Raw genomic sequence first — 10,971 nt, forward strand, 5'->3', positions numbered from 1 at the left:
GGCCGGTCGCGCAGGATCTTCGTAACTCCATTCGAGACCCTGGCGGCGCGATGGTGGGGACGAGGCGGGATTACTCAACTGGAGGCAGGCGTGCAGGCGGAGGCGGGCCAGGTGGCCGATTCTTTTCCGCGGGAGCGGCCCTCGCGACGGATCTTCCGGGACGAGACGCTTCTCGTTCTGGGAGTCTCGCTCGGTGCGAGTGGTGTGTCCGCCCTGATCAGCTTCGTCGGGTCGGTCACCAAACCGGGGGGCCTCAAGGACCAGGCGGCCACCCTCAACGCCTCGGCCGCCCCCGGCCGTCCCTGGCTGGATCTTGCCTGGCAGCTGTTCGGCATCGCCTCGGCGCTCGTGCCCGTCGCACTCGTGGCGCACCTCCTGCTGCGGGAGAGGCAGAGCCTGCGCACCCTCGGCTTCGACCGCACCCGGCCCTGGCCGGACCTGGGCCGCGGGGCCGCGGTCGCGGCGGTGATCGGCAGCACCGGCATCGCCTTCTACCTGGCCGCACGGGGCCTCGGCTTCAACCTCACCGTGGTGCCCGAGGCGTTGCCCGACGTCTGGTGGAAGTACCCGGTGCTGGTCTTGTCGGCGATGCAGAACGCGATCCTCGAAGAGGTCATCGTCGTCGGCTATCTGCTGCGCCGGCTCGGCCAGCTGGGCTGGACGCCGGGCACCGCGCTGGTGGCCAGTTCGGTACTGCGCGGCTCGTACCACCTCTACCAGGGCATCGGTGGCTTCATCGGCAACATGGCGATGGGCGTGGTGTTCGTGTACCTGTACCGCCGCTGGGGCCGGGTGGGACCGCTGGTGGTGGCGCATTCCCTGCTCGACATCGGGGCGTTCGTCGGTTACGCCCTGCTGGCGGGCAAGGTGGGCTGGCTGCCGACGGCGTGAGCCACCGGCAGCATGCCGTGTGACCTTCTGGGACTGGCTAGGCCAGCAGCCGGCCGTCGATGACCGTGACCGCGCGGCCGGTCAGCAGGGTGCGGTCGCCGCGCAGTTGTGTGCGGACGAGGCCGGAGCGGCGGGAGGCCTGGAGGCCGGTGAGGTCGGGGCGGCCCAGGCGCTCGGACCAGTAGGGGGCGAGGGCCGTGTGGGCGCTGCCGGTGACAGGGTCCTCGTCGACGCCGATGCGGGGGAGGAAGCAGCGGGAGACGAAGTCGTAGCCGCGGGAGGGTTCTTCGGCCCGCGCGGTGGCGATGATGCCGCGTTCGGAGTGGGCGACGAGTGCCTTGTGATCGGGCGCGAGGCCGCGGACCGTCTTCTCGTCGGCGAGTTCGAGCAGCAGGTCGCCGATGTTCGGACCGGTGTCGAAGGCGGCGCGCGGCTCGGCGCCCAGGGCTACGGCGACGCCGTAGGGGAGATCGACCGGCGTGAGCGGGGCCGTCGGGAAGTCCAGGGTGATCGAGCCGTCCTCGCCGGGAGTGGCGATCAGGACACCGCTGCGGGTGGCGAAGCGCACCGGGCCCCCGTGGGTGCCGGTGGTGTGCAGGACGTGGGCCGTGGCGAGGGTCGCGTGGCCGCACATCTCGACCTCGGCGGCGGGCGTGAACCAGCGCAGCGCCCAGTCGGCCTCGCTGCCCTCGGGCAGACGGTGGGCGAACGCGGTCTCCGCGTGGTTGACCTCCATGGCGACGTTCTGGAGCCAGTCGTCCTCCGGGAAGGCATCGAGGAGCAGGACTCCGGCCGGGTTGCCGGCGAAGGGACGGTCGGTGAAGGCGTCGACGATTCGGATGCGCATGACGCGACGCTAGGGCAGCGGGGGAGTGGCGGACCAAGGCCAATTGTGAAGTGCTGGATTGGTTTCGGGGCGCCGTCGATGGGGTGCGTCGATGGGGCGTTGGCGGCGGGGGAGCGGTTGGCGGGAAGCGCGGCCGGCGGCTGGGAGGTGATCGGAACGTGGCGACACGGCCGGTGCGGGCGGCCGGCGCGTGGTCGTACATCCGGGCCCGGCCACTCGCGCATCGCGGCGATGCCGGCGGACCGCACGCGGGTGTCCCGCGCATGATCGGCCACCAGCCCGGCGGCTGGCGCCTCCGGGCGCTCGCGCGCCGGCCGCTCCGCGCCCGTCTGCTCAGTGAGACGCTGGCGGTAGCGGTTTCCGAGAGGACGGTGATCAGTAATGAGCCCCCGCACCAGCCGACCGGCCCTGCGCCATCCGCTCTTCGCCCGCTTCTACGAGAAGGTCGCGGCCCCCGCCCTGGACAAGGCGGGTATCACGGAACACCGCAGGCGCCTGCTGTCCGGCCTGGCCGGCGAGGTCATCGAGATCGGCGCCGGCAACGGGTTGAACTTCGCGCACTATCCGCCCGAGGTGAAGCGGGTGGTGGCCGTCGAACCGGAGCCGCGCCTTCGTGCCCTGGCCGAGCAGAGCGCGCGTACGGCCCCGGTTCCGGTGGACGTGGTCGACGGGCTCGCCGAGCGACTGCCTGTGGCGGACGGCTCGTTCGACGCGGCCGTCGTCTGCCTCACCCTGTGTTCCGTGGCCGATCCGCGAGCCGCGCTCGCCGAACTGCACCGCGTCCTGCGGCCTGGTGGACAGCTCCGCTTCTTCGAGCACGTACGTGCCGACTCACCCGCGATGCGCCGCACGCAGCGCGTCCTGGACGCCACGGTCTGGCCCCTTTTCATGGGCGGTTGCCACACCGGCCGCGACACCCAAGCGGCCATCTCGGCTGCCGGGTTCACGCTCGCCTCGGTGGAGAGGTTCCCTTTCCCCGAGACCCGTTTGCCCTCTCCGGCGGCCACTCACATCCTCGGCACCGCGGAGCGCCCGCACCCGGGCGGAAGGCCATGACCACGTCATTGTCGGTGACGATGATCTCCTACGCTTCTCCGGTGCAACGGTTAGTGGTGGGCGTGGCCGGGGCTGGCAAATCAGCGCTGAGCACCCGGCGTGGACCGCATGGTCCCAGTACGCGTCCCGACGGCGGGAGATCGGGTCTCGCACGCGCGATGTCCGCTCAGCTCCTCTCAGGGCGTTCCGTTTCAGGCACCCGCCCGCGCCAAACGGCAGCCTGGATGCGGACGTTGGAGGGTTGAGTGTGTGCGGTTCGCGTCCGCGAGGATCGCGTGGGGCGCGTGGAACGCCGCCGACTGCGGCAGGCCGACGACGCGGTCGGTGAGCCGGCCTCCGATCCGCAGCGCGGTCATGGCTCCGACACCGTACGGTCGAGGACCGGCCGGGGCAACGGCAGGTGTAGGTGCGGCCGTGCACAGCAGTGACGGCGGCGAAAGCCACGGAAGCGATCAGACGCTCCGACTCGCGCACCGCCTCGGCGAGGCAGCCGTCGGGCGACGGTTCGACCGCCCCGCCGAAGCAAGATCCAACGGACAGCGGACCGGCCGGCGCTCAGCTCGGTCCGGTCGGTCGGTCGGTCGTGGAAGGCGATTCCGAAGAGATCGCAGGCAGTCGCGGACGGCGCCGTAGCCGCACTGGTAGCGCAGGCGGCGTCCCGGGCAGTCACGTTCGCTGGGTCTTCCGCGCGGTTGACGACCGGGCGTCATCGTGGCGCCGCTCGCGGTGACGCGCCACGGCGTCGTTGTTGGCGCAGCGCACGGAGCAGTAGGCGCGTCGGCCATTGCGGGAGGTGTCGACGAATGCCAGACCGCAGTCGCGGCGCGCGCAGCGCCCCAGCCGTTCGGCGCCGGCGGAGCACACGACGTAGGCGAGTCCGGCCGCGGTGACGGCGCGGATATGCGTGGCTGCGTCGGCGCCGACGGCGCTGTAGTGCAGGTGGGGCCGGCCGTCATGCAGGGAAATCCGAGGACTGCTGGAGGCGTCGGCGAGAAGTGTGTTGATTGCCTGACACCGTTCTTCGAGGTCCTGCCGACCGAAGCACGCGGCCAGGCGGCGGCTCCATGTCCAGATCGTCTCGGCCTGCGCGGCGGTGAGCGTGCGGTGCACCACGCCGTGCGTGGCGAGCAGTGGTTCCCACTGCTCGGGTCGTGGTGGCGCGGTCAGATTGACCAGGTCCGCAGCCAGCCGGGCGGCCTCACCGCCGTAATGGTTGAAATGCATAAGGCAATTACATCATGGTGTGGGTCCGAGCCGTAGTGGCGCGCGGCGGCAGTTCCCGGCGGCCGGCACGGTCGTCATGGCAGAGCCAGGCTGCGCTGACCACGGACAGGACCCGGAGGAGCACGACGGTGAAGATCCCCCGCCCGCCGTGGCAGGGCGCCGCGACGGCACCCGCGTTGATGTTGGCGCAGATCGTCAGCCTTCAAGCGGGGTCGGCCGTGGCGAAGGAGGCGTATACGACCGTTGGTCCCACGGCGCTGGCCGGTATGCGGCTGTTCTTCTCGGCCGCGATCCTGTGGATGCTGGTCCGGCCGCGACTCCGGGACATCACGGCTGTGCAGTGGCGGGCAGTGATCTCACTCGGTCTGGTCCTCGCCGCCATGAACCTGGCGTACTTCCAGGCCATCAGCCGCCTGCCGATCGGGGTGGCCACGACCTTGGAGCTGCTCGGGCCGCTCACTTTGTCGATCGTTCTGTCCCGTCGGCTCGAGCACCTCGCGGTGGGGCTGCTCGCGCTTGCGGGTGTACTCCTGCTGGCCACCCCGGGGGCCTCGCTCTCCGCCGCCGGGCTGCTGCTGGGGGGCGCCGCCGCGCTGTGCCGGGCCGGGTACGTGGTCCTGAGTCAGCGGGTCGGGCGCCTGTTCCCCGACTGGACGGGCCTGACCCTGGCGCTGGCCTGCGGAGCCTGCGTGCTGACTCCGGTCACCGCCGTCACCGACGGTGGCGGGGTGGCGGACCACCCTGCCGTCCTCGGTACCGGGCTCCTGGTGGCCCTTCTGTCCTCCCTGATCCCGTACTTGCTGGACATGACGGTCCTGCGGCGCATCGATGTGGGCGCCTTCGGAGTGCTGCTGGCACTGGGCCCCGCCGTGGCAGCCGGAGTCGGTTTCGTTTTGCTGAACGAGCAGCTCACGGCACGTCAACTGGGTGCCATGGCGCTGGTAGTCCTGGCTGGCGCCTGGTCGGTGCGCCGCGCCGCTCGGCGTGCCGGACCTGTGGATCGTCCCGGCGCACGTCCCGCGTGAGTCGCCGACTGATGTAATGGCTGAAATGCCTTAGACAGTTACTTCGTCGGACGACCGCTGCCCTGTTCTGCCTGTGTGCAAATTACATATGTATGACATTCTTAATTGCAAAATTTCGCAAGTCACTACATGCTGGTGTGGCTGTGCCGCCACTGTCAGCCTGCCGGTCACAGCCTCCGCAAGCCACGGGCGCGCGTCCGCGGCGGGAAAACGAGGGGTGCCGTGTCGGTTCCGCTGTACCAGGCCGAGGCCAAGTTCGTCCCGCATGAGTTGCGGGACGCGGAGGTCGCCGCGTCGTGAGCCTCCTTGCGAACAAGCTGTGGGTCCCGGTGCGTGTCCTGCTGCCCGGCCGCTCCGATCTGGCGGACCTGCGCCGCGACCCCCGCCGGGACCTCCTCGCGGGCCTGACCGTCGCGATCGTGGCGCTGCCGCTCGCGCTCGGCTTCGGCGTCTCCTCCGGTCTGGGGGCCGAGGCGGGGTTGGCGACCGCCGTGGTCGCGGGCGCGCTGGCCGCGGTGTTCGGCGGATCGAATCTCCAGGTGTCCGGGCCGACGGGCGCGATGACGGTCGTGCTGGTGCCGATCGTCGCCGAGCACGGGCCGGGCGGAGTGCTGACCGTCGGACTGATGGCCGGCGTGATGCTGGTCGCGCTGGCGCTGCTGAAAGCCGGACGGTACATGCGGTACGTACCCGCTCCCGTCGTCGAGGGCTTCACGCTCGGCATCGCCTGTGTGATCGGCCTGCAACAGGTTCCCAACGCCCTCGGTGTGCCCAAGCCGGAGGGCGACCGGGTGCTGGCGGTGGCCTGGCGGGCGGTGGCGGAGTTCGCGCGGACTCCGAACTGGACCGCGGTCGGCTTCTCTGCCGCGGTGGCGGCCGTCATGCTCGTCGGGGCGCGGTGGCGGCCCACCGTGCCTTTCTCCATCCTCGCGGTGATCGCGGCCACCGTCGTCGCCCAGGCCGCCGGTCTGGACGGGGCGCGCCCGATCGGCGACCTGCCCTCCGGGCTGCCCGCGCCCTCACTTGCCTTCCTCGACCTCGGCGCGCTGGGGAATCTGCTGGCCCCGGCGGTCGCGGTGGCGGCACTGGCCGCGTTGGAGTCGCTGCTGTCAGCCTCGGTCGCCGACGGCATGACGGTGGGACAGCGACACGATCCGGACCGGGAACTGTTCGGCCAGGGGCTGGCCAACATCGTGGCACCGCTGTTCGGCGGAGTCCCCGCGACCGGCGCGATCGCCCGGACCGCGGTCAACGTCCGCACCGGCGCCGGCTCGCGGCTGGCGGCCCTCACCCACGCCGCGATCCTCGGGGCCATCGTGTTCGCGGCGGCCCCGCTGGTCTCGCGGATCCCTCTCGCGGCGCTCGCGGGCGTGCTGCTGGCCACCGCGATCCGCATGGTCGAGGTGGGCTCGCTGCGCGCCATGGCCAGGGCCACCCGCTCGGACGCGGTGATCCTCGTCCTCACGGCGGCCGGCACCCTTGCCCTCGATCTGGTCTACGCCGTGATCATCGGCCTGGCCGTGGCCGTCGCCCTGGCCCTGCGCGCGGTCGCGCAGCAGGCCCGGCTCGACCAGGTGCCGCTCGACCAGGGCGACCACAGCGCCGAGGAGCACGCCCTGCTCGCCGAGCACATCGTGGCCTACCGACTCGACGGCCCGCTGTTCTTCGCCGCCGCCCACCGCTTCCTGCTGGAGCTCAGCGAGGTGGCCGACGTACGCGTCGTCATCCTGCGCATGTCCCGCGTGACCACCGTCGACGCCACCGGCGCGCTGGTGCTCAAGGACGCGGTCGACAAACTCCACCGGCGCGGCATCGTCGTGATGACCTCCGGGGTACGCCCCGGCCAGCGCCAGGCCTTCGATTCCGTGGGCGCGCTGGACCTGCTGCGTATCGAGGGGCGGGAGTACGCCACCACGCCCGAGGCGATCCGGGCGGCCCGCGATCACCTGGAGACGGCCGGAGTGCTGCCCGCTCCACCCACCGCCGCCAGGACGGGAACGACGGCCCCCGAGGAGTCCGCCTCGTGACCCCGGGGACGCGGATTCGGTCCTGGCGGTGTCTCGGGACGAGGATGGTCCCCATGCGGGTGACGAGTGACTGGACGCGATGCGCCGAGGACCGTCGGGTCGAACCCTCCTGCGGGCGCGGAAGGGAGGGGACACGGTGAGCACGCCGCTGTACCAACTCAAGGCGGAGTTCTTCAAAACGCTGGGCCACCCGGCGCGCATCCGCGTCCTGGAGCTGCTCAGCGAACGTGAGCACGCGGTGGCCGAGATGCTGCCCGAGGTCGGCATCGAGCCCGCGCATCTGTCCCAGCAGCTGGCCGTGTTGCGCCGGGCGAACCTGGTCGTCTCCCGCAAGGAGGGCTCGACGGTGTACTACTCGCTGACCAGCCCGCACGTGGCCGAACTGCTGAAGATCGCCCGGACGATCCTGTCCGGTGTGCTGGCGGGACAGGCCGAACTCCTCGCCGACCTCAAGGCAGCGCAGAGGGGACCCGGGCCGTCGTCTTGACCGCACGGCCGCGCTCGTAGCCTTGTTCGCTCAGGAGGTGCGCCTTGTACGGCCGTCGCGGGGCCGTCGGCCGCCGGCCGTCGCCGTTGACGTCGAGGCGTGCCAGCGACGCATGAGGTCCAGACGGACGTCCCCCACGCCCGCGCTCGCCTGCACGGCCTTGGCCAGTACTGGCAGGTGAGGCCACGGTGACGGTCATTTCGCGTGCGGCCTGCACCGAGGCGAGGACGGTGCGCCGGATCTCGGTGGCGATCTCCTGATCCGGCGGTAGGAACGCCTTGCCCAGGTCGAGGAACACCTTGACCAGGTCGCCGCGGCTGTCGACGCCTCGGAGCATGCCCACAGCATCGACGACCGTCAGCTGCGATGCGGTGGCGTGCCGTGATGTGGGCAGCCTCGGCGAGCGTGGCGTCCGCGTGCACGGTGGCGGCCCGGCTGCTCATCAGCTTGCCCGGGGCCACCGCACCCGCCTTGGCCCACCCCGCGAGGTCACCCGCCAGGCCGTGCTCGCCGCTCGCTTCGGCCGGGATCCGACGGGCGACAATCGCGGCCTTCTGGGCTGGGGTGCGGTGGCCGCGCTGTCGCGAGCGTGCGGCGATGAGGCGTTAGCAGCGTTTGAGCTGAACTTTCACAGCGTGTTCCGTTCGAGGCGGTCGAACCTGTCCGGCCGCTGCGTACTCGGTGACCGCGCGGGATCACGTGGGCTACGAGTCGTGGCTGGAGCGGGACCGTTGCTCCTGCTCGACAGAGATCCGCAGGTGAGGGCGATATCGTCGCCGCCCTTCTGGCTGCATTTGGCACGACGGCAGGCGACAGTGTCGCCACGCTCACCAGGGGTGGCGGGCCGGCAGTTTGAGTGGGTCGGCCGTCCGGATCCGGTGCTCATGGCCAACGTCCGGTGGCTGGCGCGGTGTCGCCGGGCACGCTCGGGTCGGCCGGTGGCCGTGGCCGAGCGTCTCCTGGAGGTGCTCAGCGAGCCGAAGGTCCCTGTGGGAGGGGAGGGAGCCGAGCTGGTGGGCGACCGGATCCAGGTTCTGCCCGTGCTGTTCCACCTGCTGTGGTCGGGAAAGCTGGAGATGATCTGTCGGGAGGGCTCTCGGAGACCGGGAGCCCGGTCTGGGCGAAAGAGCGGCACCGGTGGGCAGGCTGAGGCGTCCGCCGACTCTGGCTGCCGGCGAGAGAGTCCGGTTCGACGGGCAGGTCCGGGGAGTGCTCGAAGTGACCGCGCAGGCCGCGGTCCTGGAGGACGCCGAGACTCCACGCCGCCGTTTGAGGAACCGGCCGGCGCGGCATCGGGCGGAGCAATAGCGAGGCAGCCACCGGCTCTGTTCCTCCGCCTGCCGCCGAGCGTCCTACATCGAACGTCGACTTCGCCATAAGGACGCCCCCCCCCTGACCTGGAACTGGATGTTTCGTAGTTGTGCTGGTCAGAGCGCGGGGGGAGGGAGAGCCGGTCGCGTTGCTTCTGGGGGTGTTCGTTTCCGCGCGCCGTTCCCCTACGCTCGAGGAGGTCATCAACTACCGCATGACATCTGCCCGGTGACGGAGTCGGCGTGAAGTGCGCGTCCCCACTCCACGCCACCACTGGACGGCTTCAGGCGCAGCCACGGGTCGGCACATCCGGACGCCGACGACCCCGTGTGGCGCGTCCCGCCGGGCGGCGAAAGGGATGCGTCGTGCCTTCGGCTTCGACGAACTACCGCACCCTGCTGCGCACTTCGGGTGCAGCGGCCTTCTTCCTTCCCGCCGCCGTCGGGCGTCTGGGCATCGCCATGACGGGGATCGGCATCGTCTGGCTGGTGCACGCACGCACCGGGTCGTATGCCGCCGCGGGTCTCGTCACCGGCGGATTCGCTGTCGCGGACGCCGTCGCCGGACCCCAAATCGGGCGCCTTGTCGACCGTTTCGGGCAGGCGCGGGTGCTCCCCTGCGCGCTGGGCGCACATGCCGGGGCCGTGGCGCTGCTGCTCGCCGGCGCCGTTCCGGACCTCGTCGCCGGAGTGCTCGTCGGGGCAACGCTGCCCCAGCTAGGTGCCCTGTCCGCCGCTCGCTGGTCCGCCCTGCTGTCCGGCGAACGTGCTGCCGCGCTGCCCACCGCCTTCGCCCTGGAGGCCCTCGCCAACGGCGTGTCCTACATGGCCGGCCCGGCCCTGGTGAGCGTCCTCGGTGCGGCGGGCCGCCCGGGCGCAGGGGTGCTGCTCGCCGCCGTGCTCGTCGTCGTCGGCGGGCTCGCCCTCGCCGCCCAGCGCCGCACCATGCCGCCCCTCCCCGGCCCCGCCGAACGCCGGCACGCCGGGCGTGCCCTGCTCCGCTCCGCGTTCCTGCGGCAGGTCGCGCTCGGCCTCACGCTCGGGGTGTTCTTCGGCGCGATGCAGGTATCCGTCGCCGCGTACGCCGTCGAACGTGGCACGCCGGACGCGGCAGCACTGCTCTATTTCGCCTCCAACTGCACCAACCTGGTGGGTGGTTGGGCCTACGGAGCCTGGCGCCACGGCGGCTCACCCCGGCGCCACCAGGCCGCGGCCACTGCCTGGCTCACCCTCGCGAGCCTCCCGCTGACATTCCTCGATGCGCCCCTCGCGGTCGGCGCCACCCTCGCCCTGACCGGACTCGCCGTGCCGGTCCTACTGATCCTCACCTCCGTGCTCACAGAGTCGTCGGTCCCGCGCGCCGTCCTCACCCAGGCGTTCACCTGGGGCAACTCCGCAAGCGCGGCAGGAATAGCAGGCGCCGCGGCGGTCGCGGGGCGGGTCGTGGACGCGGGCGGTGCGCACCACGGTTTCGGTGTGGCGGCGGGGGCCGCGGTGGTGATGACGGTCCTGGCGCTCGGCGGTCTGCGGGACTCATCACCGAACATGCCTAAGTCGTCCGTGCTCGCGGAAACCACGGCGCCGAACTCGTCGGCCACACGGCGGGATTCGTCCACGAACCCAACCGAAGCGGTCAACCTTCCCTGAGACGAACCAGCAGTTCGTCGATCTTCGCTGAGACGAAGACCGATCAGTGAAGGTTGCCCGAGATCGAATCCACCTTCACAGGCAGGACAACTGACCTGTGCCAGTGATCGCTGATCGATTGCCACGCTGGCGGGCGACCCCACCGCGTCCAACTCGCCCATCGGCCCAACCCCGGAACCCGACACCGACACCCCCGGGGACATGCGAAGTCTGCGGGCAACCCGCTGCCTCCCGGGCGCGGACAGTCACGACGGCGCACGTGTTCAGCCCGATGCCGTCAGCGGGCCTACCGGTCATCCGGAGAGCAACGTGCGGCGACAACCCCATGCCCCGTCCCGTTGCCGGGACCTGCGGCTCCACTCAAATCGGTCGGGGGGGGGGGGGGAGCCCCCCCCCCCCCCCCCCCCCCAAAAAAAAAAAAAAACCCCCGCGCCGGGGGATGAGGGCCGACCCCACC

9 protein-coding genes are annotated in these 10,971 nt (G+C 71.3%); 6 read left to right on the forward strand and 3 right to left on the reverse strand.

Features of this window, described 5'->3' with window-relative positions; all coding sequences use genetic code 11:
- The first annotated feature begins 90 nt into the window (after positions 1–90).
- Positions 91–891: a type II CAAX endopeptidase family protein gene (locus AB0I77_RS50135; protein WP_363289690.1), complete on the forward strand. Its 801-nt coding sequence runs from the start codon at positions 91–93 to the stop codon at positions 889–891.
- A gap of 37 nt (positions 892–928) precedes the next feature.
- Here AB0I77_RS50135 and AB0I77_RS50140 read toward each other — a convergent pair whose 3' ends face one another.
- A complete protein-coding gene (locus AB0I77_RS50140) occupies positions 929–1,738 on the reverse strand; it encodes a PhzF family phenazine biosynthesis protein (protein ID WP_363289691.1) in 810 nt (269 codons plus the stop codon).
- Positions 1,739–2,119: 381 nt separating this feature from the next.
- On the opposite strand from AB0I77_RS50140, the gene AB0I77_RS50145 reads away from it, so the two are divergent.
- Entirely contained in the window at positions 2,120–2,794 is a 675-nt protein-coding gene (locus tag AB0I77_RS50145; protein ID WP_363289692.1) for a class I SAM-dependent methyltransferase, read from the forward strand.
- A 666-nt stretch (positions 2,795–3,460) separates the two neighbouring features.
- Here AB0I77_RS50145 and AB0I77_RS50150 read toward each other — a convergent pair.
- On the reverse strand, positions 3,461–4,018 hold the full coding sequence (locus AB0I77_RS50150; RefSeq protein WP_363289693.1) for a CGNR zinc finger domain-containing protein: 558 nt from the start codon (positions 4,016–4,018) through the stop codon (positions 3,461–3,463).
- Between the two features lie 128 nt (positions 4,019–4,146).
- Here AB0I77_RS50150 and AB0I77_RS50155 point away from each other — a divergent pair, with 128 nt between their 5' ends.
- The 3 genes from AB0I77_RS50155 (at position 4,147) to AB0I77_RS50165 (ending at position 7,557) form a co-directional block, all read left to right on the forward strand.
- Positions 4,147–5,043, forward strand: a complete 897-nt coding sequence (locus AB0I77_RS50155; protein ID WP_363289694.1) for an EamA family transporter — start codon at positions 4,147–4,149, stop codon at positions 5,041–5,043.
- A gap of 296 nt (positions 5,044–5,339) precedes the next feature.
- A complete protein-coding gene (locus tag AB0I77_RS50160; RefSeq protein WP_363289695.1) occupies positions 5,340–7,070 on the forward strand; it encodes a SulP family inorganic anion transporter in 1,731 nt (576 codons plus the stop codon).
- A 136-nt stretch (positions 7,071–7,206) separates the two neighbouring features.
- Positions 7,207–7,557 (forward strand): metalloregulator ArsR/SmtB family transcription factor, encoded by a 351-nt coding sequence (locus AB0I77_RS50165; protein ID WP_363289696.1) that lies wholly within the window; start codon positions 7,207–7,209, stop codon positions 7,555–7,557.
- On the opposite strand, the gene AB0I77_RS50170 is transcribed toward AB0I77_RS50165, so the two are convergent.
- Positions 7,520–7,894 (reverse strand): hypothetical protein, encoded by a 375-nt coding sequence (locus AB0I77_RS50170; RefSeq protein WP_363289697.1) that lies wholly within the window; start codon positions 7,892–7,894, stop codon positions 7,520–7,522. The genes AB0I77_RS50165 and AB0I77_RS50170 overlap by 38 nt on opposite strands.
- A gap of 1,339 nt (positions 7,895–9,233) precedes the next feature.
- On the opposite strand from AB0I77_RS50170, the gene AB0I77_RS50175 reads away from it, so the two are divergent.
- Positions 9,234–10,514, forward strand: coding sequence for an MFS transporter (locus AB0I77_RS50175; protein ID WP_363289698.1), 1,281 nt, complete (start codon positions 9,234–9,236; stop codon positions 10,512–10,514).
- Positions 10,515–10,971: the final 457 nt, after the last annotated feature.

It is taken from the genome of Streptomyces sp. NPDC050619, from assembly GCF_040654815.1.
GTDB lineage: Bacteria > Actinomycetota > Actinomycetes > Streptomycetales > Streptomycetaceae > Streptomyces.

What these genes read in the sequence shown, in the direction of transcription:
- AB0I77_RS50140 (WP_363289691.1), bottom strand. Translation starts at nt 1,738, where the DNA reads ATGCGCATCCGAATCGTCGACGCCTTCACCGACCGTCCCTTCGCCGGC.
- AB0I77_RS50145 (WP_363289692.1), top strand. Translation starts at nt 2,120, where the DNA reads ATGAGCCCCCGCACCAGCCGACCGGCCCTGCGCCATCCGCTCTTCGCC.
- AB0I77_RS50150 (WP_363289693.1), bottom strand. Translation starts at nt 4,018, where the DNA reads ATGCATTTCAACCATTACGGCGGTGAGGCCGCCCGGCTGGCTGCGGAC.
- AB0I77_RS50170 (WP_363289697.1), bottom strand. Translation starts at nt 7,894, where the DNA reads ATGCTCCGAGGCGTCGACAGCCGCGGCGACCTGGTCAAGGTGTTCCTC.